23 protein-coding genes are annotated in these 25,264 nt (G+C 29.7%); 15 read left to right on the top strand and 8 right to left on the bottom strand.

What is annotated here, in order from left to right:
* The first annotated feature begins 30 nt into the window (after window positions 1-30).
* From brnQ to DY249_RS01990, 3 genes are all read left to right on the top strand, one after another.
* Window positions 31-1,398: a branched-chain amino acid transport system II carrier protein gene (gene brnQ, locus DY249_RS01980; RefSeq protein WP_115595005.1), complete on the top strand. Its 1,368-nt coding sequence runs from the start codon at window positions 31-33 to the stop codon at window positions 1,396-1,398.
* A 38-nt stretch (window positions 1,399-1,436) separates the two neighbouring features.
* Complete coding sequence (gene trmB, locus DY249_RS01985; protein ID WP_101539874.1) at window positions 1,437-2,060, top strand: tRNA (guanosine(46)-N7)-methyltransferase TrmB; 624 nt, start codon at window positions 1,437-1,439, stop codon at window positions 2,058-2,060.
* Window positions 2,061-2,258: 198 nt separating this feature from the next.
* Complete coding sequence (locus DY249_RS01990) at window positions 2,259-2,870, top strand: DUF4230 domain-containing protein (RefSeq protein WP_115595006.1); 612 nt, start codon at window positions 2,259-2,261, stop codon at window positions 2,868-2,870.
* Between the two features lie 156 nt (window positions 2,871-3,026).
* On the opposite strand, the gene DY249_RS01995 is transcribed toward DY249_RS01990, so the two are convergent.
* The 3 genes from DY249_RS01995 to DY249_RS02005 form a co-directional block, all read right to left on the bottom strand.
* Window positions 3,027-3,740 carry a heparan-alpha-glucosaminide N-acetyltransferase domain-containing protein gene (locus DY249_RS01995; RefSeq protein ID WP_115595007.1) on the bottom strand — a complete coding sequence of 238 codons (714 nt, stop codon included), beginning with the start codon at window positions 3,738-3,740 and terminating at the stop codon, window positions 3,027-3,029.
* A 69-nt stretch (window positions 3,741-3,809) separates the two neighbouring features.
* Window positions 3,810-4,319 carry a type 1 glutamine amidotransferase domain-containing protein gene (locus DY249_RS02000; protein WP_101539877.1) on the bottom strand — a complete coding sequence of 170 codons (510 nt, stop codon included), beginning with the start codon at window positions 4,317-4,319 and terminating at the stop codon, window positions 3,810-3,812.
* Window positions 4,320-4,384: 65 nt separating this feature from the next.
* The gene (locus tag DY249_RS02005) at window positions 4,385-6,175 is read right to left on the bottom strand and encodes an ATP-dependent helicase (RefSeq protein WP_115595008.1); all 1,791 of its coding nucleotides are present in this window, start codon (window positions 6,173-6,175) and stop codon (window positions 4,385-4,387) included.
* 73 nt (window positions 6,176-6,248) lie between these two features.
* Here DY249_RS02005 and DY249_RS02010 point away from each other — a divergent pair, with 73 nt between their 5' ends.
* From DY249_RS02010 to DY249_RS02035, 7 genes are all read left to right on the top strand, one after another.
* Complete coding sequence (locus DY249_RS02010) at window positions 6,249-7,046, top strand: nitroreductase family protein (protein WP_245943482.1); 798 nt, start codon at window positions 6,249-6,251, stop codon at window positions 7,044-7,046.
* Between the two features lie 44 nt (window positions 7,047-7,090).
* On the top strand, window positions 7,091-7,897 hold the full coding sequence (gene map / locus DY249_RS02015) for a type I methionyl aminopeptidase (protein WP_101539880.1): 807 nt from the start codon (window positions 7,091-7,093) through the stop codon (window positions 7,895-7,897).
* 12 nt (window positions 7,898-7,909) lie between these two features.
* On the top strand, window positions 7,910-8,446 hold the full coding sequence (locus tag DY249_RS02020; protein WP_115595009.1) for a GNAT family N-acetyltransferase: 537 nt from the start codon (window positions 7,910-7,912) through the stop codon (window positions 8,444-8,446).
* Window positions 8,447-8,635: 189 nt separating this feature from the next.
* Entirely contained in the window at window positions 8,636-8,767 is a 132-nt protein-coding gene (locus DY249_RS09400) for a hypothetical protein (protein ID WP_273358629.1), read from the top strand.
* 265 nt (window positions 8,768-9,032) lie between these two features.
* Complete coding sequence (locus DY249_RS02025) at window positions 9,033-9,371, top strand: arsenosugar biosynthesis-associated peroxidase-like protein (protein ID WP_115595010.1); 339 nt, start codon at window positions 9,033-9,035, stop codon at window positions 9,369-9,371.
* Window positions 9,372-10,325, top strand: coding sequence for an arsenosugar biosynthesis radical SAM (seleno)protein ArsS (arsS, locus tag DY249_RS02030; RefSeq protein WP_115595011.1), 954 nt, complete (start codon window positions 9,372-9,374; stop codon window positions 10,323-10,325).
* 151 nt (window positions 10,326-10,476) lie between these two features.
* Complete coding sequence (locus tag DY249_RS02035; RefSeq protein ID WP_245943483.1) at window positions 10,477-11,442, top strand: methyltransferase domain-containing protein; 966 nt, start codon at window positions 10,477-10,479, stop codon at window positions 11,440-11,442.
* 198 nt (window positions 11,443-11,640) lie between these two features.
* Here the strand turns inward: DY249_RS02035 and DY249_RS02040 are convergent, their stop codons facing one another.
* A complete protein-coding gene (locus DY249_RS02040; protein ID WP_245943484.1) occupies window positions 11,641-15,273 on the bottom strand; it encodes an ABC transporter permease in 3,633 nt (1,210 codons plus the stop codon).
* A gap of 21 nt (window positions 15,274-15,294) precedes the next feature.
* Window positions 15,295-15,999: an ABC transporter ATP-binding protein gene (locus tag DY249_RS02045; RefSeq protein WP_115595013.1), complete on the bottom strand. Its 705-nt coding sequence runs from the start codon at window positions 15,997-15,999 to the stop codon at window positions 15,295-15,297.
* A gap of 434 nt (window positions 16,000-16,433) precedes the next feature.
* On the opposite strand from DY249_RS02045, the gene DY249_RS02050 reads away from it, so the two are divergent.
* A complete protein-coding gene (locus tag DY249_RS02050) occupies window positions 16,434-17,147 on the top strand; it encodes a YdjY domain-containing protein (RefSeq protein WP_147291900.1) in 714 nt (237 codons plus the stop codon).
* Entirely contained in the window at window positions 17,147-17,533 is a 387-nt protein-coding gene (locus tag DY249_RS02055) for a hypothetical protein (RefSeq protein WP_115595015.1), read from the top strand. The genes DY249_RS02050 and DY249_RS02055 overlap by 1 nt, the downstream gene beginning before the upstream one ends.
* Before the next feature lie 17 nt (window positions 17,534-17,550).
* On the opposite strand, the gene DY249_RS02060 is transcribed toward DY249_RS02055, so the two are convergent.
* Genes DY249_RS02060 through ychF form a run of 3 tightly spaced genes read right to left on the bottom strand, consistent with a single transcriptional unit; the run spans window position 17,551 to window position 20,342 of the window.
* The gene (locus tag DY249_RS02060) at window positions 17,551-18,564 is read right to left on the bottom strand and encodes a D-alanine--D-alanine ligase family protein (RefSeq protein ID WP_115595016.1); all 1,014 of its coding nucleotides are present in this window, start codon (window positions 18,562-18,564) and stop codon (window positions 17,551-17,553) included.
* Between the two features lie 59 nt (window positions 18,565-18,623).
* Complete coding sequence (locus DY249_RS02065; RefSeq protein ID WP_101539889.1) at window positions 18,624-19,235, bottom strand: thymidine kinase; 612 nt, start codon at window positions 19,233-19,235, stop codon at window positions 18,624-18,626.
* A gap of 9 nt (window positions 19,236-19,244) precedes the next feature.
* Window positions 19,245-20,342, bottom strand: a complete 1,098-nt coding sequence (gene ychF, locus DY249_RS02070; RefSeq protein WP_101539890.1) for a redox-regulated ATPase YchF — start codon at window positions 20,340-20,342, stop codon at window positions 19,245-19,247.
* A 177-nt stretch (window positions 20,343-20,519) separates the two neighbouring features.
* Between ychF and DY249_RS02075 the strand changes: the two genes are divergently transcribed.
* From DY249_RS02075 to hprK, 3 genes are read left to right on the top strand one after another with little or no spacing between them, the layout of a single operon-like run.
* The gene (locus tag DY249_RS02075; protein ID WP_115595017.1) at window positions 20,520-22,295 is read left to right on the top strand and encodes an aminopeptidase P family N-terminal domain-containing protein; all 1,776 of its coding nucleotides are present in this window, start codon (window positions 20,520-20,522) and stop codon (window positions 22,293-22,295) included.
* Window positions 22,292-24,142 carry an excinuclease ABC subunit UvrC gene (uvrC, locus tag DY249_RS02080; RefSeq protein WP_115595018.1) on the top strand — a complete coding sequence of 617 codons (1,851 nt, stop codon included), beginning with the start codon at window positions 22,292-22,294 and terminating at the stop codon, window positions 24,140-24,142. The genes DY249_RS02075 and uvrC overlap by 4 nt, the downstream gene beginning before the upstream one ends.
* Before the next feature lie 15 nt (window positions 24,143-24,157).
* A complete protein-coding gene (hprK, locus tag DY249_RS02085; RefSeq protein ID WP_115595019.1) occupies window positions 24,158-25,189 on the top strand; it encodes an HPr(Ser) kinase/phosphatase in 1,032 nt (343 codons plus the stop codon).
* Window positions 25,190-25,264 lie beyond the last annotated feature (75 nt).

The following is a 25,264-nucleotide window of genomic DNA, read 5'->3' on the forward strand; positions in this document are numbered from 1 at the left end:
ATAATTATTCAAATAAAGGAAGGATAAGTTATGAGAAAAAAGTTAAATTTTAAGGAAGTTTTACTAGTGGGGTCACTTTTATTTGGCCTGTTTTTTGGAGCAGGCAATCTAATATTCCCCTTAGAACTAGGACAAAGAGCTGGTGTAAATCTCACACCTGTTACAATAGGATTTTTGATTTCTGCTATAGGATTACCGATACTAGGTATTGTTGCAACAGGATTAAGTGATAGTGATTCGCTTTTTGATTCTGCAAAACCAGCTGGAGATTCTTTTGCATATTTTTTCACTATATTATTATATTTGACTATAGGACCTGGTTTTGCTATACCTCGTACTGCTACTGTTTCTTATGAAGTTGGCTTAAAGGAATTTGTAAAAGCAAATGATACTTTATTTTTACTAGTATTTTCCCTAGTATTTTTCTTATTGGCCTTTTATTTTGCTATAAAAGAAGGCAATTTGATAGATACTATAGGAAAATATATGACACCTATATTTTTAATATTGCTAGCATTTATTGGTATTATGGGGCTTGTAAAGCCAATGGGAAAAGCCGCTAGTGTTAGTCCAATCGAAAAATATCAGTCTAGCCCTTTTACTGTAGGTATTATAGATGGTTATAATACCTTGGATGCACCAGCTTCATTAGCATTTGCAGTATTGATAATATCATCTATTAAGAATTTAGGAGTAAAAGATCCTGCGGATATAGGAAAAGAAACACTAAAAGCAGGTTTAGTGTGTCTGTTATGTATGGGAATAGTCTACTCATCTCTTGCATTTTTAGGCTCAACTTCTGCCCATATTATGGATGGGGGAGAAAATGGAGCTATAATTCTAGCAAAAATTGCCAGTCATTATTTAGGTTCTGTTGGTCACATTTTATTAAGCTTAATAGTGTTTATTGCTTGTTTAAAAACTGCTATAGGACTTATATCTGCTTGTTCTGAAATGTTTAGCACTATGCTTTCACTTAATATAAGTTATAAAAAATATTGCATAATATTTTCTATAGTGTCCTTTTTAATTGCAAATCTAGGACTTAGCAGGATTATATCTTTATCAATTCCGGTATTGATGTTTTTATATCCACTTTCTATTGCTCTTATATTTTTATCAATGTTTTCAATAAAAACTGGAAAGAGAGAAAAAATATATAAGTGGACTCTAGCTTTTACAGCAGCAGCAGCATTTTTTGATTTATTGGTAAACTTACCAGAAAGTATATCAAAAAGTCATATAGTTGAAAATATTTTGCTAGTCCCAAATAAATTTTTGCCAGGATTTAGCCTGGGTTTTGGTTGGGTATTGCCGGCTATTCTTGGATTTATAATAGGTTATATAATTGATAAAAATACAAAGAAAAGTAAAATAACTTACACTACAGGCAAGTAGCTTAAAAGAGCTAGGCTTGCCTTTTTTGTGAGGAGCTTATGAGATTAAGATATAAACCAAATGCTATACCGGAGATGAAAGAAAACGATAGGATATTTTTTTATCCTAGAGATATGAAGGGAAAATGGCAAGAAGTTTTTGATAATGATAACCCAATCCACTTAGAAATAGGAGCAGGCAAGGGTGATTTTATTATTGAAAAAGCTAAGTCCCATCCAGATATAAATTTTATAGCTTTAGAAATGAACACAAATGCTTTTGTAATAGCTAGTAGAAAGATAAAAGAAGAAGAATTGAAAAATGTAATAGGTTTAATAGATTATGGTGAAGAGCTTACAGAAGCCTTTGGTGAAGATGAAATAGACCATATTTATATAAATTTTTCAACACCATGGCCAAAAACTAAACACCATAAAAGACGATTAAGCCATCCAAGATTTCTAGAAAGATACCAAAAAATAATCAAAAATGAAGGAATAATAGAGCAAAAAACAGATGATTTAGATTTTTTTAAAGATTCTTTAAAATATTATGAAGATTTTGGTTTGGAGATTTTAGAGTCAAATTATAATTTGCCAGAAGAGAAATCCATAGTTACCGAATATGAAAGAAAATGGAGAGAGCGTAAGAAACCTATATACTATGCCAAGGCTAAGTTTTAATAAACTTAGTTTTTTTATTTTATTGTAATTTCATTTATTTATAAGATTTAAAAATCAGATTATTCCATTTTAAAAAAAGTATATAGTTTTAATAAGTGATGGTATTAATATTATCTAATATTAATTTTATTAAATTTAAACTTTATTTTATTTAAATAATTAGTATAATAAAAATAGAAAATGAAAAAAGGAATTAATATGAGTAAAAATAAAAATAGATTTTGGCAAGGCTTGATCAGTGCAATTATTGTTGCTGGACTGATTACAGCTGCCTTCTTTTATGCAAAAAGTATATTTGATGTCAAGGAAGAAACTACAATTACATCAGAAACAGTAGAGTCAGCTTTAAAAGAAGCCAAGGAACTCACTACTTTAAAATATCATTATAAAAATATAGCTTCATTTGAAAATAGCCAACAATTTCAGGGATTGACTATACCATTTACTAAAAAAAGCTTTTTATATACTTATGAGGGAGAAATCCACGCAGGTGTTGATTTAGACGAGGCTAAAGTAAAAGTAAATGAAAATGCAAAGACAATAAATATTACATTACCAGAAACAAAAATTTTAAGTCATGAAATAGACGAAGATAGCGTAATGGTATATGATGAAAAAAATTCTATATTTAATCCATTGGAAATGAAAGACTATTCAAATTTTAGGAAAGAAGAAGAAGCTAAAGTAGAAAAAGAAGTGATTGATAAGGGCTTATTAGATGAAGCTGAAGAACAAACTGTAAAGGTTGTAAAAGAAATTTTAAATATAAATCCAGTTATTAATGAAGAATATACTATAAATGTAAAATAAAAGGGGCTGTTGCAAAACTATGAATAATTATCGTCCTAACCATTAGAAGGTTATCTTAGGAAATTTTTTACATATCCTTCCGACTCGTGGAGGCAAAATTTCCGTGGAGGTTCATCTAATGATTTTGGGACGGCTTATTTATTCTGCAACAGTCTCTTATTTTGCTAAATTGTAGATAAGAGTAACTAAAGGATATAAAATTATTTGGTGGGCAAGGTAAATTGGCATAGCATATTTGCCTATTTTTGATAGAATATTTTCTCTACCATATTTTCCGTAAAAATTCTTATTTTTTAAATCTTTTCCCCAGATAAATCCAAATAGATAGATAAAAATCCATGGTATTATTGGAAAATAATCACTAGAGTGAAAATCAGCAGATGGAAATCCTAGGTAAAAAAAGTTTAATTCATACATACTTTTAAAAAAACTATTTGTGTAAAGGACTCCTCTTGGAATCTTGTAGGTTATTACAAATAATATTAAAAAGATGAGTGAGCATTTTGGTAAAATATTTGTAAATTTTTGTATAAGTCCAGTAATAATCATAGAAGCACCAAGGCCATTTAATACTCCCCAGAGGATAAATTGATCTGGTGCAGCTATATAGGTAGCAAGAGTAATTGCAAAAGCAATTAAAGATGTTTTTATTCCACGTTTTATATTTTTATCAGCACTAAGAAAATTTGATGTAATACCTGAAATAATAAAAAATGAGCAAGCAATTGATAATTGCCAAATTTTATTTAAAAGGGTGTCATCATACCAAGCTATATGCCAATAATAGTTTATATTATACATTAAATGAAAAAGTACCATGGATATGATTGTTAGTCCACGCCACTTATCTAAATTATAATTTCTTTTCATAATATTATTATATCATGAAAATCTAGATAAAAAAAAGCTGATGATTTCTCATCAGCTAAAAACATCTACTTATTTTCCAAGCTCTTCAACAAATTTTTTAATATGAGCCGGCAAATCGTCTGGTGTTCTTGCAGTAATGATGTTTCCATCTACTACAGTTTCTTCATCAACCCAATTTGCACCAGCATTTTTAATGTCTGTACTAATTGTGCTTACTGATGTTGCTTTTACTCCATCTAGGATATCAGCTTCTGCTAAAACCCATGGTGCGTGGCAGATAGCTCCAATTATTTTGCCAGCTTCATGCATTTCTTTTACAAAGTTAACTGTTGCTTCTGATTGTCTCATAGCATCTGGTGAATATCCACCTGGGATATATACTGCATCAAAGTCACTTGCTTTTGCATCTGAACTTGAAATATCAGATTTCATTTTGTATCCACCAGCTTTTCCTACATATTCTGTATCAGCTTGTGTACCTACAAGTACTACTTCATAATCTTCTTTAAGTCTCCAATATGGATAAATTAGTTCTGGTTCTTCAAATTTATTTTCAACTAAAACTGCTACTTTTTTCATATAATTAATTCTCCTTTAAAACTCTAAGTTTCGCCGTTATTTTGTATATACCCAAAATGTTAGTTTTAAACATAAGTGTAGAAATCAGATGGTTCAACCTTATGACTATTACGATATTTTAAAGTAATTAAATGAAGATTATCACGTGCCCTAGTCATTGCTACATAAAACATCCTGCGTTCTTCTTCAAGGCGATTTTCTCTATTTTTATAGTCATATATAAGTGGGAATTCACCTTTTACTAAATCTATTATAAAAACATTGTCGTATTCAAGTCCCTTTGATTTATGAATTGTAGATAGTATTATATTTGATTCGTTATTTTTATTTAATATTCTTTCAAATTCTTCGATTTTTTTATAAAATTCATTTAAATCTTTTAGGTCTTTAGTAAAATTTATCATACTTTCTACATACAAATCTTTATTTATGACAACTTCGTAGTATTTGTTAGAAAACATTTTTATGTAGTCTCTGTAACCCATTTTATTGTAAATGTAGGATATTTGCTTATCTAAATTCATAGTTCTAAGATTTTTAAATTCTTTTTCTTTTCTTAATAGACCGTAGGCTTTTTCGTCACTTATATATTCGTGAAGATAATCAAAAACTGTATAATTTATCGCCTTTAAATCAAGTTTTTCTATTTCTTCTTTAGATAAATAGGTGTTTACCATATAATATATTTCACTAAAAAGTTCTACATTATAAAAATCTTTAGAAAAATTAATGATATTTACCATATCGCTTAATATTTTAGAATCAAAAAAATCTATGCTTGGATTATTTATAGTAAAAGCAATGTCTTTTTCCATTAGAAAGCTAATTAGATTCAAAGCTGAAATATTATTTCTAAAAACAATGGCATTGGTTTTATTTGGATCTATATTTTTTAAGATATAGGAAAAACTATCTTTGCTATCTTTGGCATATTTTTTATAAACTTTACTAGTAGCATTTTTGCTGGTAAACAAATTTTTAGTATATCTTTTTTGGTTTTGAATAATAAAATTATTTGCAGCTTTTACTATATTTGCTTGGGATCTATGATTTTCATCCATAGTTATTAATTTTGCATTTGGATATATGCTTTTAAAATTTAAAAGATAGTCTGGTTCTGCTGCTCTAAAAGAATATATAGATTGATCATCATCTGCAACTACCATCAGATTATTTTCGGGATGAACTATTTTCTCTATAATTTTAAACTGCAAGAGTGAAGTATCTTGGCCTTCATCTAGCTGGATATATTTGTATTTGTTTTTAACTAGTCTTAGTAACTTATAATTTTGGTTTAAAATTATGAGAGCTATTATTTGCATATCATCAAAATCTATATAAGATTTTTGCTTTTTAAAATCTTCGTAAGCTTTATATATTTTTTCTATATTTTTGACTTGAGATTTTTTTAAATATGATATATCAGCCATAGAGTTTTTCATGTAGCCGATTTCTATAAAAAAGTTCTTAAGGTCTTCTGATGACATTACTTTGCCGTTTATATCATAATATATTTGTTGGATTAAATTATATTTGTTATATTCATTATCACTTTCTAAAATCTTTAATTTTCTATGCGTTTTTTTATAATAGTTTCTAATAATTAAATAGCAAAAGGCGTGGATAGTCATAAAATTGGATTTTATATCACCTTCACTCTCAAATCTATTTTTCATATCTAAAGCCTGAGTTTTACTAAAAGTAAGTGATAATATATGTGATGGATCTATTTGATTTTCTAACATCTTTATACGTTCTAAAAGCATAGTTGTTTTGCCAGCACCTGGAACAGCTAGTACTAGGCAAGGACCGTTTTTGTGGTTAGCAGCTTGTTTTTGTTTTTCTGTTAATTGCATATAAGTATCATACCATATAAAAATTTATAAAAATATGGTAAAATTGTATTAGAATACATAAATGGGGGTAACAATGCTTACAACAAATTTTTTAAAATCTAGAACATCAACTAGAGACTACAAAGAAAAACAATTGGATGATGATACTCAAAGAAAAATTTATGAAATAGTGGATGCTGAGGCAGAAAAATTAGGTAAAGAAGATTTATCCTTTTTAGTAAATACTGATGGAGATTCTGTATACAATGCCTTAGAAGGTGTAGCTGGCTATCGTGGAATTATGATAAAAGCTCCAGCATATATAGCTTTAAATTCATTAAATAACAATCCGAGCTCTCTTGTAAAAGGTGCTTATGGTATGGAAGAAATAATTACAAAATTAAACGATCTAGGATTAGGTTCATGCTGGATTACAGTTGCTGATGTAGAAACAACTGTAAAACAATCAGCATTTAACTTTACAGATGGAGATGTAAATTTACTTCTAGCTTTCGGTTATCCACTAGATGAAGAAGTTCACCAACAAAGATTTGATAATAGACTTGCAACAGAGGACTTAGTTTTCCTAGGTGATTTTGATACACAAGCAACAGATGAAGATCTAGAACAAAGAGGTCTAAATGATATATTTGACTATGCCAAATTTGCTCCATCAACACACAATGAACAACCTTGGAGATTTGTAATTGTAGATGATAAGATCAATTTATATATAGAAGACTTTAAAGGTGATGTAAACTTAATAGATGCAGGTATAATAATGTATTATATAGATGAATTAGGAAAATCCCTTGCCATGACAAGTGGATGGGATGTCAATCCAGAAATTTCATCTGACAAATACACTTATATAGCAACAAAGAAAATGTAAGATAGGGCGGCTTTTAGTCGCTTTATTTTAATTGAAAGGACAATATGATCAGATTATACACAGAAAATGATTTTGAAAAGATGAGAGATGCAGCAGAAATACTTTGTCAAACTCATCTTGCTATCCAAAAAGTTATCAAAGAAGGGATTACTACAAAACAACTTGATGACTTTGCAAATAAATTTATAGTAGACCACAAAAACGCAGTGCCAGCACAATTAGGATATGGTGGATTTCCCTATACACTTTGTATATCAGTAAATGATGAAATCTGCCATGGATTCCCATCAGACTATGTCTTAAAAGAAGGCGATATAGTTTCTATTGATAATGTAATTGATTATAATGGGGGACTAGCTGATTCTTGCTGGTCATATGCTATAGGCGGATTATCAGATCGTGATCAAAAGCTAATGGATGTCACACTAGAATCCTTAACTCGTTCTATTAAAGAAGCTAAAGTCGGTAATAGAATAGGTGATATAGGTCATGCTATCCAAGAATACGCAGAAGTAGAAAATGATTTTTCAGTTATCCGTGATTTTATAGGTCATGGTATAGGCAAAGAAATGCACGAAGATCCACAAGTTCCACATTATGGAAAAGCTCATCACGGTCCACGTATCCAAGCAGGCATGGTATTTACTATTGAACCTATGATAGCAAGTGGAAACTGGCCAATGCAATTAGATGATAATGGTTGGGTTGCACGAACCAAAGATGGATCAAATGTTTGCCAATATGAACACCAACTTATAATTCACGAAGATGGTCCAGAAGTAATTACAGACCAAAGTAAGTATTCATTGACAGATGATGATTTAGAATTTATAGATTCTTATAAATTTTAGGTTAGGTAAAAAGTGAAATTAAAAGAAGTAAAAAGTCAAGAAGATAAAAAATATTTTAAAAATCTATACCAACTATCATTTCCTGAATATGAGAGGATAGATGCAGAAATTTTATATGGATTTTATGACCAAAATTTAATAGATATTTTATTACTAAATAAAGATAGTAAAAATATAGGTATGGCTGTTATTTATTTAAATGACAATATTCATCTACTTTCATATCTTGCAATAGATCCAGCATGCAGGGGAGAAGGTTTTGGAAGCAAAGCTTTAAGATTATTAAAAGAAAAATATGATGATTTAATAATAGAAATAGAAAGTACAAAATTTAAGGATGCTGATGATTTTGCTATAAGAAATAGAAGAAAAGCTTTTTATATAAAAAATGATTTTAAAGTACTAGAAGAAAGCGTAAATTATTTTGGTATAGAAATGGAACTGATGGCAACTACCAAAGATGCAGGCATAGATGAGTACTTTGGTACTTATATCAATATATTTGATGAAGATTTTATAAATGAAAATATTAGTTTAGTTGATTTATAAAATATTTTTGTCTCGGATTTACGATCTTAATTTAATAAAACATAAGCTTCTCTTATTATGGTAAAGGCTTTACCAAAAATAAAAGGAGTTCACTCTAATGAATAAGAGACAAGAGCAAGTTGTTTTATTAAATTGTTGACATACGATGATTAAGATGCAATTGATAATTCTGGAGAACAGTGATGTATATTGGCAAAGAAAGCTTATAGTTTTTTAAAAGAGTACAAAGATAATGATTATATTATAGTAGGAATTATTGGAATAAATAAAAGTCCTACTTATTCTGCAACAGGTAAAAAAGTTATAACAAGTTTGTCTTAATAGAAGTTTATAATTTTTTTATCACTATGTACCGTTTAAGCTTATTAAATTTACCTTAAGGATAAATCCTTAAGGTTTTTTTCTATTGATTTTCAAATTGTAAATATATTAATATTTCAATTTCTATATAACTTAATTTCTATATAACACTAGTATTTTGTATAGATAAATATAATAAAGAATAGTAGAGAAATTTGTCTTGAATTTTGCAAAATTTATTTATATATTATTAAATCTAATTAATACAAATTTAAGGAAGGGAATCATGACAGAATATTTTAAAAGTAGCGATTTAGATAAATTTAATGAAGGTAAACTTGGAGATTTGGATAAAGAAAATTGGGATAATTTTTTAAATTACTATGCAAATATAATGGGAGAAGGCAAACTAGCTGTAAGAACTAAAGCTCTAATTGCATTAGCTGTTGCACATGCAGAAAAATGCCCATATTGTATAGATGCATATACAACAAAATGCTTGGACTTAGGAATTAGCAAAGAAGAAATGATGGAAGCGGTTCATGTAGCTAGTGCAATGCAAGCAGGCATCACACTAGCTACAAGTGTTCAGATGAAAAATATAATTGATGAAATGGAATTTTAGGTGGATTATTTCAAAAAAATAAACAAAGCAGTTCCTAGATTTGATGATAAAGTCGGATATAAGATAAAAACAAAAAACGAAATTGATACTTTACAAGTAAATCTTACTAGAAGGTGTAATTTATCTTGTAAGCACTGTCATCTTTCATGCAATCCAAATAGAAGTGAAGATATGTCTATGGATGTTGCAGATAAAGTTATTGATTTATTAAAAAATTATGATTTTAAGACACTTGATATCACAGGTGGTGCTCCAGAAATGAGTCAGGTTTGTAAATATTTAATTTCTAATGCATCAATGTTTGGTAAAAAAGTGATGATTCGTTCTAATCTGACTATTTACAATGATCCGAAATACCAAAATATTCCTAATTTTTTAAAAGAAAATAAGGTATATATCATAGCTAGCCTTCCATTTTATGAAAAGGAAAAAACTGACAAAATGAGAGGAGTTGGAGTTTTTGAGGATTCTATTAAAGTACTAAAAACGCTTAATAGTTTAGGCTATGGCAAGAATCCAGACCTTAATTTAAACTTAGTCTATAATCCTTCTGGAGCTATGATTCCTCAATCTCAAGAAGAACTAGAAGATGTATACAGGACTAAACTATTAGATGAATATAAAATAGTATTTAATAATTTATTTGTTATTACTAATTCTCCCATAGGCAATTTTGGTAAATGGCTAGATAAGTCTAATAACTTAAATAGGTATATGAAAAGACTTTATAATTCCTATAATCCAGTTGTAATCAATGATGTAATGTGTAAAAATACTCTATCAGTTGACTATGATGGTAAAATTTATGATTGTGATTTTAATTTGTCATTAAAAATGGGAGTGAAATCTAGTAATAAAACTATATTTGATATTAGTAAATATGATTTAGAGGATAGAGAGATTGTAACTGTAAACCATTGTTATAGTTGTACAGCAGGATCTGGATCCTCATGAGGTGGTTCATTGGAGTAGTTTACTCTAAAAAATTATGAAAGGTAAAAAAATGACAGATATCAGAAAAAAAGTTAGTGAATATTATAGCAAGATTACTACTGAGAATGAAGGAAATATGTAAACAAATATATGTTCATGTGAACGTGATTCTATGCTAAATTATATAAAAGAGATTACAAAAGAAATACCAGATGAAATAATAAGTCGTTTTTATGGCTGTGGTTCACCTATTCCAAGAACAATTGAAGGTATGACTATTCTTGATCTAGGATGCGGAACTGGTCTTGATTGCTATATTTTATCAAAACTAGTAGGAGAAAATGGAAAAATAATTGGCGTATATATGACAGGTAGTCAGCTAGAAATTGCCAATAAGTATAAAGAAGATATGGCTAAAATATTTGGATATAAAAAATCAAATGTAGAGTTTAAAAAAGGATATATAGAAGATTTAGAATCCTTAGGTATTGAAGATGAAACAATTGACGTAGTTATATCTAACTGTGTAATAAATTTATCACCATTTAAAGAAGAAGTTTTTAAAGAAATTTTTAGAGTTTTAAAACGTGGTGGCGAATTATATTTTTCAGATATTTTCGCAGATAGAAGAGTTCCAGAAAGTATTTCAAATGATGAAATTCTTAGGGGAGAATGTCTTGCAGGAGCAATGTATAGAGAAGACTTTAGAAGGCTGATGGCTAAGATAGGTTGGCTAGATTTTAGATATATGTCTAGTAAAGAATCTTCTATTGACAATGAAGAATTGGAAAATTTTCTAGGAAACATTAATTTTTATTCTGAAACTATTAGTGCTTTTAAAATTCCAGATTTAATAGAAGATATTTGTGAAGATTATGGTCAATTTGTAAAATATAATGGTGGTATTACAAATAATGAATTTTATTTTGATTTAGATGATCATCATAGATTTTTCCTAAATAAAGCAGAAGCAGTTTGTGGAAATACTGCAGCAATGCTAGAAGAAACAAGGTATAAAAAATATTTTGATATAATAGGAGATAGAAATAATCATTTTGGACCTTTTGCTGGTTGTTCTAATTTTCATAATTCATCTAGTGATGATGGTCAAGCATCTGCAAATAGTTGTTGTTGCTAATTTTTATAGAATAAACTTTATTATTCCATATAATGCTGTATACTTAAAATATTTATTTAGTAAAAACTATACTTTCCTTGCTGAATACTTTTAAATATTAATTTAATTAAATTATATAAAGCTGAAAAAATAAACTTACCTTCCTAAGTTTGATGTACTTAAGAAGGTAAGTTTTTAACTAATAATATTTAAAATATTTTATTCTACTGATTTTAATGCTTCTAGCATATCTACATTTTTAAGTCTCTTATAAACATAAATACCAAGTACAACTGTAATTATTCCTACAATTATTAGAGGAATTGTAAATGATATGTGAGTCAGAGATGGGTTAAACATAACCTCTGCTGGTGGTACTGATCTTAGAATATATCTAAATAGTATATCACCAAGTATATAACCTACAAGTATTCCTAAAATTGTTAAAATAACTGTTTCCTTATAAATATAGGAAGTTACTTCATTATCAAAGAAGCCTAGAACTTTTATTGTAGAAAGTTCTCTAATACGTTCTTGAACATTTATACTTGTTAAGTTGTACAAGATAACTATGGTTAACATTGTGGCAACTATTATTAGTATAAGCATTATTTTATTAAGTGAATCTACAATTGTATTTAGCTGGTTTTTAAGCATTGTATTTGAAATTACAGCATTTACACAATCTATATTCATAAACTCTGATGAAATAATTTTGATATTATCTACATTTCCATCTTTTAGTATTATCAAATCAGCGTTAGGTTTAAATTTATCTCCAAAAGTTTTTTCTAAGTATGATTTATCCATTATCATAAAGTGGCCAGAGTACATTTCTGTAATTGCTACTACTTTTACAGTTTTTTCATTATCATATGAATCTTTTACAGTGATTTGATCACCAGGAGTGACATTCAATAGTTTTGATAATTTTTCAGTAACAATTGCACCATCTTTTGGGATTTCTATTTTTTCTTGACTTTCTCGATTACGAAGATTTATAAAGTCTTTGAATTTCTCATTATCTTTTGGAACTATTAATCTTATATCTTGTTTGTCATTGTATTCTCCAGCAACTTTATTTAGGTCTTCAAAGTATATGCCAGAATATTCATTTATTTTATCGGATTTTAATAATTTATCTATATCTATTTGATTTTTATCACTTGTATTTGGATTGTATGAAACGATCATATCGTAGTTGATTAGTTCATCAAATTGCGTCGATTCTAGATCTGCAATTGATTTTTGTGAACTAAATCCTGCAAATAAAAGTGTTACACCACCAGCTACACCAAAGATTGTCATTAACATTCTTTTTTTGTATCTAAATAAGTTTCTTGCAGTTACTTTCTGTGTAAAGCTCATGTGATCCCAAATAAATGGAATTTTTTCTAGTAATATTTCTGATCCTTTTGCAGGTGGTTTTGCTAGCAAGAGGGCGGTTGGCTTTTCTTGTAGTTGTCTTTTTGCAACTATATATGCTGGAAGTACTGAACTTAATATAGATAAAGCAAGTGCAACTATTGAAATTACCGGATAAAATTCTAGGTAAATTCTTGGATAAATAAAGGCATGACCATAGGCATTATAAATCATAAGTGGGAATAGGGTATGTCCTAAAATTATGCCAAATATTGAACCAAGTCCACCAGCTAAAAGTCCATATCTAGTGAATTTTTTTGTAATATCTTTATCGTCATATCCTAAAGCTACAAGAGTTCCTGTATTTATTCTTTCCTCATCTACAAATCTGGTCATTGTAGTAAGGGTTACTAGGGCAGCTACTAGATATAAAAATACTGGAAAAATTTTTGATAATTTATCAACTACCTCTGAAACTACTTGGTAAACTGTATATCCCAAAGATCCGGGTGATTTTCTTCTAGTAGCTACTGTATAAGTAGGCTCTTCAAGTGAATCCATTAATTCTTTAGCATCGGCAATTTTTTCTTCACCGTCTTTTATTTCTTTGTCAGCATCTTTTTTCTTATCCTTAAATTCTGCTAATTTATCTTCGTATTCTGCTTTTTTATTCTTTAATTCTTGGCTTGATTGATTATATTTTGCAAGGTTAGCTTGGTATTCTTTTTCTTTTTTGTTAAGAGTGTTAAAACCTGCATTCCATTCATCTAGACCTCGGTAGTAAAGATTTAAATTTTGATTATAGCTAACTAAGCCATTTTCATAATCTCTTTTACCTGCTGCATAGGTATTTTTAGCTGTATTTAATTCATTTTCTTTTGAGGATATATATGCTTTTACACTATTTATTTGTGTTTGACCATCATTTATCTCTGCTTGTTTTTGATCTAAAGTAGCTTTAGCTGCCTCTAGTTTTTGATAAGCTGCATCAAATTCTACTCTTTTTGCTGATAATTCTTTTTGAGCAGATTCCATTTGCTCTTTAGTATCAGCTGGAATTTGTGTTTTTTTGATAGCGTTTAGTTCTGATAATTTTTGCTTTAAAGCTTCTAATTGAGCTTTACTTTCTGCTAAGTTTTCTATTAGTTCTGGGTCAGCATCTTCGCCACTTTCGCCAATATTTGATTTCATTATAGGAATGGCTTCATTAAGTTGAGCTATTTTTTCTTCTAGGTTAGCAATTGCATTTAAGAGTTCACTTGCTTCTTTATTTTTATTAGCAAATTCTTTTTCACTAGTTTTTAATTTTTCATTACCAGCATCTAATTCTGCTTTTTTTGCCTCATATTCTTCAAGGGCATCTTGGTATTTTGCTTTGCCATATGCTAATTCTTTTTCTTTTGCCGCTAATTGATTTTTGCTTGCATTTAATTCATTTTCTCCTTGAACAATCTGATTATATGCATTGTCTAATTTATTTTCAGCAGCTATTAGAGAACTTTTTGCATTAGCTAGTTGAGCTTTTCCTGATTGAAGTTCATTCCATTTTTCATCTAGTGTTTTTTTGCCGCTTGTTAGTCTTTGATTGGCATCCTTTAATCTTTTATTTGCATTAGCTAGTTCATCTTTGCCATCTTTAATTTGCTTGTTGGCATTATCAAGTTTTGCTTGATTGTCATTTACCTGTTTATTAGCATCATCTATTTTTGCTTGTCCGTCGTCTATTTCTTTTTGAATATCATTTTTTATAGTTTTTAGCCTCTGTTCACCAGCTCCATCTAAGGCATCATTTAATTCTTTTTCGTGCTTGCTAATATTATTTCTATATTCGTTTGAATAAGGATTTAAATTAATAGAATCTTCATATCTTAAACGTGCAATCATATAATAATCTGTATCAAAATTATCTTCATTTACAAAAGCAAGTGCATAAAGATTACCATCTCCAGATGTTGATGCTCCCATATTTAAATATGAGGAATATTCTGGCGAATCCGCAAAACCAACTATTTGGTAAGTATGATTTATTAGGGAATATTTTCCATCTAAATCTTCTTTTTCATCTAGTTTTATTGTATCTCCAATTTTGTATTGATTCTTTAAATTGTCAGAAACAACTATATCAGTGTCATTTTTTAGATCTGTTCCTTTTGTTATTTTATACTGGGAAATTTCTTTAGGTTTTGAAAAAACTCTCAAAGAATCAGTAGTACCTTCAAGGGTAACATCTTTTAAATAACCGTATTCCTTTTGGTTAACGCCCGATGTTTTATCAATCTCATCTACGTTTTTATCATCTATGCCCATACTGCCTATTACTGTAATATCAGCAAGATTTGCCTTATCATAATAGTCACGAGAAGTTGATCTCATATTTCGACCAGTTATTTTTAATCCAACTAGGGCAAAAGAACCAAGTGCCATTAGCAAAAATATGGACAGAAATCTTCCGATTGAATTTCTATAACTTTTTTTAATACTTTGCATTAGTGCATCCAAGCTTATCACCTACCATTCTAGATCAATAATGTCTTTTGGATTTGGATTTGTTTTTATATTTGAGACTTGAGCATTTCTAATATGAATAACCCTATCTGCAATAGGAGCAATAGCAGAGTTGTGAGTGACTATTACTACAGTTGCGTTGCTTTCACGGCTCATATTTTGTAAAATTTTTAAAACTTGCTTACCAGTTTGATAATCAAGAGCACCTGTCGGCTCATCGCATAACAAAATCTTTGGATTTTTGGCAATAGCACGGGCAATAGCTACTCTTTGTTGCTCGCCGCCTGAAAGCTCTGCAGGAAAGTTGTTCATTCTTTTTTCAAGACCTACATCTTCTAATACTTTTTCAGGATTTAGGGCATCTTCTACAATTTCGGAAGCAAGTTCTACATTTTCCTTGCTAGTTAGATTTTGCACGAGATTATAAAACTGAAAGATAAAGCCAACATCGTTTCTTCTATACTCAGTTAGTTGTCTTTTATTATAATTGGAAATATCCTCTCCATCTATAATTACTTGCCCCTTGGTATTGGTATCCATACCACCTAAGATATTTAATATGGTCGACTTACCAGCACCAGAGTTGCCTAAAATAATGGCAAGCTCTCCTTTTTCTATAGCAAAACTAATATCATTATTGGCAATTATTTCGTTTTTCTTGCCTTCATTATAAATTTTATAAGAATTTTTCATTTCTATGTATGACATAAAATCTCCTTTTAATTGGAATAATTAATAATTATATATTTTAATTTACTAAGAATAATACCCACAACAAGCACTAATTTAATACTTGTGTTTATTTATTAGACAATATATTTTCTGACTTAATTTATTTAAAGTTTAGGTGATTATCTTATAAATACTGTATAAAGAATTTATATAGAACTTATAAATAGTTCTTTCAAATTATCTAATGAAGAAATAATGAAATATTTTGAGTATATTATAAAAAAATCGATGATATCTCCTTTAAAAAATTCAAAAAATAAAATATAAATTAATTATCAAGATATTGAAACGATTGAAAGTATTGCTATATTGTGATAATATATCTTATAAATATACATATCATACTTTAAGGAGAGTAATATGAAAAATTATAAAAATTTGTGCTAGCTTTTGCATTAACAGGAGCAGTTTTGACAGGATGTAACAACAAAGATTCTGCAAATGATGATAAGGCAGAAATAAACGAAACTACTATAACAGAACAAGCAGAAAACACAAATGAAACTGATACAAATGAACAAGAAGAAAAAACATCTGATAATGACACAACATCTGAAGAGATAAAAGGCGTTAGCAAAGATAATAATATTGTAGTTGATAAAGAAAATCAAACTGTTACTATATACACAACTTTCAATGGTAAATTTTTAACTGAATCAACAAGACATTTAGTTGTATCCGAAACAGGAAAATTTGGTGATAAACCAGTATTTGTAGCTAATACACCACCAGCAGATTTCCACCAAGCACTATTAGATATTGGTGCAAAACCAGGAGATAATATGACACCTGAAAATGCTGAAGAAACAACATCTGAAGGTACTCCACTAGAAATCACTGCTTATTGGGATGGAAACGAAGAGGGGACAAATGTAAATGATATAGTGAAAGATTCTAATGGTAAAGATCTAGATATTAGATTTACAGGTAACCTTGATCGTTCTAATGAAATGAAAACAGGATGCCTATCTTGTCTTGATTCATGTACTGTAGGTATTTCTTCTAATGCTAACTATCCACTAGGTTCAGTAGAAAAAACAAAAACTGTTGAATTTAGTGTAGATGAAGATAAGGCTCCAGAAGATGGCACACCAGTTGCACTAGTTTATACAATTAGAGGATAATGGAAAAATTAGCAAAAGTATCCAGATATGTATTGGCATCTATAATTTTATATAGCTTAATCACTTCACTTATTAGCTTAAGCGTATGGCTAGATATGAGAATTCATTCTCGTTATGTGGTTTATATTTGCTTTTTAATAATGCTTATTTTTATAATAAAAAAGGATTTTAAAGGTATAAAAGCTATAATAATAGGTGAGGGACTTATGATTTTAGTATTTACTCTTGGAAAATTTCCAAGAGTGGCCTATGAGCTTAGGGAGGCTTTTCATTTGCCAATAAAAATAAATAATTTTAATATATTAATAATTTGCTTAATAATTTTTACAAGTCTAATAGTATATTTTGATAGTTATAATTATAAAAATAAAAAAGCGGGTCTTTAAAAACCTGCTTTTTTATATTAAAATTTTCCAATTCCTAACTTTTTCTTTTCAGTTCCTTTATAGTAGGCAGATCTTACTAGTTTATCCATCAATTCTTCATAAGATATTCCTGATGCTTCTGCTTCTAACACAAAAGGGGAAGTTTTTTTGCTTAGACCTGGCATAGTATTTATTTCCATAATATAAGGCTCACTATAAGCATTTAATCTAATATCCACTCTAGCATAGGTATCACACTTTATGGCTTTAAATGATTTTATAGCCAAGTATTTCATTTCTAATTCTAATTCTTCATTAATATCTGCTGGAGTTGTTTTTTTATGCCATTTATTTTCCATAACTTCTTTTGTTCTAAAATTAACGCCACTTTCCTTGGCGAAAGTAATCTCTGTTACTTCTAAGGCTTTTAATTCTCCCATATCTTCTAAGACACCTACTGTAAATTCTCTGCCGGGTAGGAATTCCTCTATTATGACTGGTGGATTTACTTCATCAAAAATACGATCTAAGGTCTTTGCAAGCTCTTCTTCATTTTCTACATAAGAATCATTACGTATACCAACTGAGACTGCTTCTGATTCTGGTTTTATAAAAAGGGGAAAGGACTCCTTAAGATCTTCTTTTAGATCATCTTTTTTATCAAATATTATTTGTGATTTAGTAACCGGAAGTCCCCAAGATGATAAAATCAGACTTGTAGTTTCTTTTGAAAGTGCTGTAGCTTGGGCTAGCATTCCGCTGCCTACAATTGGTATGCCCAATAACTCTAAGGCTGCAAATACATTTCCTTGAAGTTTCAGATTTTCTAATGGATCATAGCGGACAAAGATTACATCAAGGTCATCTATATCCATAATATTTCTCATCATATCTATGTTAGCAGGTATTTCATAAACTTCATGATTATTATATTCCAAAGCTTCTTTTATAGTTGATAGCATATCTTGCATAATATTATCTGCATTTGGATTTACCTGTCTTATTTCATCTGTCATGTTTTCGTATTCTGCGTATACTAAAGCTACTTTCATATATACTATCCTTAATTACTTCGCTAAAATATTTTGATAAAAGTTAAGAAGAATTAGATCTATTCTCCTAATTCTTCTAGTGAAATTTGATTTTTTGTTTTTTCTCTCTCACTCATCTTTTGATTGTAGCATTCTCTGCATAGGGGTTCGTATTTATCCTTTGACCCGATTTGAATTCTGGATTCATCGGCAGACTTTCTATAGGAAGCCCATGCATCTTCACCACAATTTGCACAAATAGCATGGTGTTTGGTAAGCTCATCAGCTATTGGCATTATTTCTTTTATGATTTCAAATGGTCTTGTTTTATAATCCATGTCAAGACCAGAAACTACTATGGTTATACTTTTATCCATAAGTTTATTAAATATGTCAATAACTTCTGTTGGATCGTTTGGAAAAAATTGTACTTCGTCTATACCTATAGCATCTAGTTCATGATTTGTAGCATAGGTTAAAACATCATTTAAATCTTCTACTTTTATAGCATCTAATTCTAGATTGTCGTGAGAAACTATTTTTTTATCATCATCACGATTATCTACTGTTGGCTTGAAGGCCGCTATCTTATAGTTTGCTATTTTCATTCTGTAAAGTTCTCGCCATAGGGAAGTAGTTTTTCCTGAAAACATTGAGCCTGTGTGTACTATTAGTTTTCCTTGTTTTTTCATTATTTGACCTTATACATTAAATTTAAAGTTAACTACATCGCCATCTTTCATTATGTAGTCCTTGCCTTCCATTCTTAAAAGGCCTTTTTCGCGAGCTGCATTTATAGATCCACTATTTACTAAATCTTCATATGAAACTATCTCTGCTTTTATAAAGCCGCGTGATATATCGGTATGGATTTTGCCAGCAGCATCTACTGCTTTTGTTCCATTTGTTATAGTCCAAGCACGAGTTTCCATTTCTCCTGTTGTTAAAAAAGATATCAGATTTAATGTTTTGTAGCTATCTTTAATTACTTTATCTGTACCTGATTCGCTTAAACCAAGCATTTCTAAGAAATCTTCTCTTTCTTTGTCTGTATCTAATTCTGATATTTCTTGTTCGATTTTTGCAGAAACTATAGAAACTTCTGCATTTTCTTTTGTAGCAAAGTCTCTAACTTTTGCCACATATGGATTATCGGCACCATCATTTGCAGTATCTTCTTCATTTACATTGCATACATAAATAATTGGTTTTGTTGAAAGTAGTTGGTAAGAACGTAGTAATTTTTTTTCTTCATCATTTAACTTTAATATTCTAGCTGATTTGCCTTCTTCAAGTACTTCTTTTACCTTATCTAAAACGGCTACTTCTTTTGCTGCATCCTTATCATTTCTAGCTACTTTTCTGCGTTTTTCTAAAACTTTTTCTATCATTTCTAGGTCTGCAAAAATAAGTTCTAGATTTATAGTTTCTATGTCTCGGATAGGATCTACAGATCCGTCAACGTGGGTTACGTTTGGATCGTCAAAGCATCTTAAAACTTCAACTATTGCATCAGTCTCTCTAATATTTGATAAAAATTGGTTACCAAGACCTTCCCCTTTTGAGGCACCTTTTACGAGTCCTGCTATATCATAAAATTCTATGGCAGCTGGTACTATTTTTTTGGATTCACTCATTTCGGCTAAAACATCAAGTCTTTGATCAGGTACATTTACTAGCCCTACATTTGGATCGATTGTTGCAAATGGATAGTTAGCTATAAGTGCACCAGCTTTTGTGATTGCATTAAATAATGTTGATTTTCCAACGTTTGGCAATCCTACAATTCCAAGTTTCATTTTTTAATCTCACCTCTTATATAATTTTAAACATTGCTTTCATTATAATTGATTTGTTAAAAAATTCAATTGTCAATATGCTACCAAACACAGGTCAAAATGGTATAATTACTTTATAAAATAATGATATTTTAACATTTTGGTAAAAATATTTTTAAAAAATTTAAGGGAGTTAACATGAATATTGATCAAAGATTAGAACAATTAAGAAGCTTAATGGCAGAAAGAAAGATTGATGCATACATAATACCTACTTCTGATCCACATCAGTCAGAGTATTTATCAGATCATTATAAAGAAAGAGAATTTATCTCTGGTTTTACAGGATCTGCAGGAACTGCTGTTATAACTCCAAATGAAGCTAAAGTTTGGACGGATTCAAGATATTTCTTACAAGCAGAAAAAGAACTCTCATCATCAGAGTTTGAATTAATGAAGATGGCGGATGAAAACTATCCAACAGTTGAAGAATACTTAGATCAAAATGTAAGTGAATTTGGTAAAATTGCCTTTAATGGTAATTTATTTTCTGTAAGAGAGTATAAATCACTTAGCGAATCCATGGGATCACGTACTTTAGTTTCAGATATAGACTATATTTCAGATTTATGGAAGGATCGTCCAGATCTTCGCAATGACAAAGCTTGGTTATTACCAGAAGAATATGTTGGAGAAAGTACAAGCTCAAAATTATCCCGTATTCGTAAAGAAATGGAGAAAAACAGCTATGACTACTATTTTATAGGAGCTGTTGAAGATATTTGCTGGCTATTAAATATTAGAGGCAATGATATTGACTTTAATCCAGTTGTTCTTTGCTATATGCTTATTTCTAAAGATAGGGCATATTTATGTATTGACCAAAATAAACTAGATGGAGAAGTAAAAGATTATTTACAACAAAATAAAGTTAAAATTTACTCCTATGATTATATTTTCACTCTATTAAAGGATATACCAGGCAAAAACCGCATTTTCCTAGATCCTACTCGTACAAATGTAGCGATATATGATGCTATAAACTCTAATGTAAAAATTTCAACTGGCATAAATATTACAACAAATATGAAAGCCATCAAAAATGAAACTGAAATAGAAAATACAAAAAAAGCTTATATTATAGATGGAGTAACTTTATTAAAATTCTTTAATTGGTTAGAAGTAGGTGCTTCAACTGGCACATTAAATGAATATGTTGCTAGCAAAAAGCTTCACGAATTACGTGCGGAAAATGAGAGCTTTGTGGAAGAATCTTTTGAATCAATAATTGGTTATAAGGATAATGCAGCGATTGTTCACTATGCACCAAAAAATGTAGGATCAAAAACAATTGGAACTGAAGGCTTAATTTTAATGGATACAGGGGCTCACTACAAAGAAGGAACAACTGATATTACAAGAACTGTTGCCCTAGGAAACTTAACACAAGCTGAAAAAGATGATTATACCTTGGTTTTAAAATCACATATTGCATTATTTTTAGCTAAATTTAAAGAAAAAACTACTGGAGAAAGACTAGATGTAATAGCAAAATATCCATTATGGAAGGCAGGAAAAGACTTCTTCCATGGAACAGGACACGGAGTAGGATATTTATTAACTGTTCACGAAGGTCCACAAAGATTAGGTGTAGGCAAGGGATCAGAAATAGAATTTAAAGAACATATGTTTACATCAGTAGAACCAGGCTTATATATTGCAAATAGCCACGGAATCAGAATAGAAAATCAAGCGGTAGTAGAAAAAGCTTTAGAAAACGAATTTGGAAGCTTTTTACAATTAGAAACATTAACATACTTGCCAATTGACACTAGACCAGTAAATATAGATATGTTAACAAAAGAAGAAATTGATTGGATAAATAATTATAATCAAAAATGCGAAAACGTACTAGCTCCACACTTAGAAGGATCAGATTTAGAGTACTTGAAAGAGAGTTGTAAACAAATTTGAGTAAAGAAGAACTAAAGGCGAAACTAAAAGAACTACCTGACTTACCAGGAGTTTATATAATGAGAAATGCCGATGATAAGATAATTTATGTCGGCAAGGCAATTAATCTAAAAAAAAGAGTTCGCCAGTATTTTGACAATAATAAAAATAAAGGTGCCAAAGTCTTAGCTATGGTCTCTCATATTGACCACTTTGAATATATCATTGTGGAAAATGAAGTAGAGGCCTTAGTTTTAGAATCAAACCTTATAAAGAAAAATAGACCCAAATATAACATAGTCCTACGCGATGATAAGCAATACCCTTATATCAAAATAACTAATGAAAAATATCCACGCATCCAAAAAGTAAGGCAAATTTATAATGACAAGGCAGATTACTATGGACCCTATCCTGATGCTTATGCAGTAAATGATGCTATAGATCTATTTCATTTGTACTATCCATTTAGAACTTGTAACTTAGATTTTGATAAAGGACAGACTTTAGATAGACCATGCTTAAATTATTTTATAAAAAAATGTAAGGGACCATGTATTTATAACGAGGATGAGTCTCGTTATATGGAGCATATAGAAGATATTAAAGAATTTTTGGAAAACAAATCGGAAAAAATCCCTAATTGGGTTTTAGAAAAAATGAATGAGGAAAGTTCTAAATTAAACTTTGAAATGGCAACAAAATATAGAGATTATTACAGAGCTTTATCCACTATATCTGAAAGGCAAAAAATCACTGAAACTGCTGGAGAAGATATGGATATAGTTGCAATGAGCAAGGGAATAACAGCCATTGTTATGCAAGTATTTTTAATGCGCCAGGGAAAAATTGTAGAAAGAGAACACTTTATAATTAAAAATGATTATTCGGAAAGCAATGAAGAGATAATGTCATCTTTTATAAAGCAATTTTACCTGGATATAATGTATGTTCCAAAAGAAATACTTATAGAAATAGAGCCATATGATTTAAAGACTATCAATGAATTTTTAAACCAAAAACGTGGATCCAAGGTTTTAATTCATGAACCAAAACTAGGCAGGAAAAAAGATTTATTAAATATGGCACTTACAAATGCTAATGATATGCGTATAAAATACGAAAAGCAAGTAGAAAAAAAAGATCGCAAGAAATCTGCCGGTATCAATCAGTTAAAAGAAATATTAAATATGTCTGAGATAAAAAGAATCGAATGTTATGATATTTCAAATACATCTGGAGTCCAATCTGTAGGTTCTATGGTGGTTTTTGAAGATGGTCATTCGAATCCTAAAGAATATAGAAAATTCAAAATAAAAACTATAGAAGGACCCAACGACTATGGCTCATTAAAAGAAGTTTTAACCCGCAGATTTAAAAATGGTATTAAAGAAATGCAAAAAGGAAATACCACAACAGGATTTGGATATATGCCAGATTTGATATTAATGGATGGAGGCAAAGGACAAGTAACATCTGCCTTGGAAATATTAGATGAATTTAAACTTGATATAGAAATTGCAGGACTAGTTAAAGATGATAAGCATACCACACGTGCAATTATATACCAAGGTGAAGAAATATCTATAAATAGAAGAGATCCAGTTTATAAATTAATTTATGAAATCCAAGAAGAAGCCCATAGATTTGCAATAAATTATCATAGAAAACTGATGCAAAATACTATGAAAAGTTCAGAACTAGATAATATTAAGGGTGTAGGTGAAAAAACTAGAATTAATTTATATAAGCATTTTAAAAGTATATCAAATATAAAAAAAGCAAGTGTAGAAGAGCTTATGCAAGTGCCCTTAGTTGGCAAATCCCAAGCCCTAGAAATATATAAATACTTTAGGCTAAAGGGATAGGTTAAGGAGAAAATAATGGAGTCAGATGAAAATAAAAAAGATGATGATCTAATAGAAACTTTAGTTCATCGTGAAATAATTTCTAAGCAAGTTGAACAAGGTGAGAAAATAAAAGAAATAAAATTACACAAAGTAGTTGAAAGACTAGGTTTAGAAGTTGTTCATCAATCAACAGATTATTTTGAAATCACTCTTACAAGTGCAGACGTAAACCGTCCAGGCTTGCAGTTAGCAGGGTATTTAGAAAAATTTCCATACCAAAGACTTCAAGTAATAGGTGCTGTAGAATATAATTATTTAATGGGGCTAGATAGTAAGCTCCAATATGAAAGATTTAGGGGCATACTTGCTTATAGCATTCCTGCTGTTATTTTTTCCTATAATGCAGATATTAATCAGGATATATTAGACTTAGCAGATTATTACAATAAGACTCTGCTAAGGTCAGCTAAAAAAACCACTAAGCTTATTTCTGCAATTTCTGATGAACTAGAATATCAGCTAGCACCAAGGAGCAATATTCACGGAGAACTTCTAGAAGTATTTGGTATAGGCGTTTTAATTATGGGTAAATCATCTGTTGGTAAAAGTGAAACCGCCCTTGACCTGGTAAATCGAGGACACAGGTTGGTAGCAGATGATATGGTAGACATAATGGCATTTGATAATAAACTTACAGGATCATCACCAGATAATATTCGCCATTATATGGAAATAAGAGGGCTGGGAATAGTGAATGTGAGAAGGCTCTATGGAACAGGTTCTGTAAAAAATAGTACACAAATAGAGCTGGTAATAGAGCTAGAGCAATGGAAAGAAGATTACGAATACGATAGATTGGGATTAGACAATCATTATGTAAAACTATTAAATGTAAAAGTACCCCATTTAGTAGTGCCTGTTAGAGCGGGACGAAATCTTGCCTTAATAGTAGAAGTAGCTGCCATGAATCAAAGAGAGAAAAATTTTGGATACAATGCAGCTAAAGTTATGACAGATAATATTTTTCATAAAAACTTAGATAAGGAAAACGATGACTTCGAATAGGTTATCGTTTTTTTATTTTTTAGAAAAATTTCCTAAAAAAAAATCAATTACTTTTTAATAAATTATCGAAATTTT

Origin of the sequence: Anaerococcus octavius, assembly GCF_900445265.1 — a bacterium.
In the GTDB taxonomy this organism is placed as follows: domain Bacteria; phylum Bacillota; class Clostridia; order Tissierellales; family Peptoniphilaceae; genus Anaerococcus; species Anaerococcus octavius.

Excerpts from the sequence above, each read along its gene's own strand:
- DY249_RS01995 (WP_115595007.1), bottom strand. The coding sequence starts at position 3,740 with ATGAAAAGAAATTATAATTTAGATAAGTGGCGTGGACTAACAATCATA.
- DY249_RS02065 (WP_101539889.1), bottom strand. The coding sequence starts at position 19,235 with ATGAAAAAACAAGGAAAACTAATAGTACACACAGGCTCAATGTTTTCA.
- DY249_RS02045 (WP_115595013.1), bottom strand. The coding sequence starts at position 15,999 with ATGTCATACATAGAAATGAAAAATTCTTATAAAATTTATAATGAAGGC.
- DY249_RS01990 (WP_115595006.1), top strand. The coding sequence starts at position 2,259 with ATGAGTAAAAATAAAAATAGATTTTGGCAAGGCTTGATCAGTGCAATT.
- DY249_RS02005 (WP_115595008.1), bottom strand. The coding sequence starts at position 6,175 with ATGCAATTAACAGAAAAACAAAAACAAGCTGCTAACCACAAAAACGGT.
- DY249_RS02055 (WP_115595015.1), top strand. The coding sequence starts at position 17,147 with ATGGAAAAATTAGCAAAAGTATCCAGATATGTATTGGCATCTATAATT.
- DY249_RS02010 (WP_245943482.1), top strand. The coding sequence starts at position 6,249 with ATGCTTACAACAAATTTTTTAAAATCTAGAACATCAACTAGAGACTAC.
- ychF (WP_101539890.1), bottom strand. The coding sequence starts at position 20,342 with ATGAAACTTGGAATTGTAGGATTGCCAAACGTTGGAAAATCAACATTA.
- DY249_RS02035 (WP_245943483.1), top strand. The coding sequence starts at position 10,477 with ATGCTAAATTATATAAAAGAGATTACAAAAGAAATACCAGATGAAATA.
- trmB (WP_101539874.1), top strand. The coding sequence starts at position 1,437 with ATGAGATTAAGATATAAACCAAATGCTATACCGGAGATGAAAGAAAAC.
- DY249_RS02040 (WP_245943484.1), bottom strand. The coding sequence starts at position 15,273 with ATGCAAAGTATTAAAAAAAGTTATAGAAATTCAATCGGAAGATTTCTG.
- DY249_RS02025 (WP_115595010.1), top strand. The coding sequence starts at position 9,033 with ATGACAGAATATTTTAAAAGTAGCGATTTAGATAAATTTAATGAAGGT.
- DY249_RS02075 (WP_115595017.1), top strand. The coding sequence starts at position 20,520 with ATGAATATTGATCAAAGATTAGAACAATTAAGAAGCTTAATGGCAGAA.
- DY249_RS02060 (WP_115595016.1), bottom strand. The coding sequence starts at position 18,564 with ATGAAAGTAGCTTTAGTATACGCAGAATACGAAAACATGACAGATGAA.
- map (WP_101539880.1), top strand. The coding sequence starts at position 7,091 with ATGATCAGATTATACACAGAAAATGATTTTGAAAAGATGAGAGATGCA.
- brnQ (WP_115595005.1), top strand. The coding sequence starts at position 31 with ATGAGAAAAAAGTTAAATTTTAAGGAAGTTTTACTAGTGGGGTCACTT.
- hprK (WP_115595019.1), top strand. The coding sequence starts at position 24,158 with ATGGAGTCAGATGAAAATAAAAAAGATGATGATCTAATAGAAACTTTA.
- DY249_RS02000 (WP_101539877.1), bottom strand. The coding sequence starts at position 4,319 with ATGAAAAAAGTAGCAGTTTTAGTTGAAAATAAATTTGAAGAACCAGAA.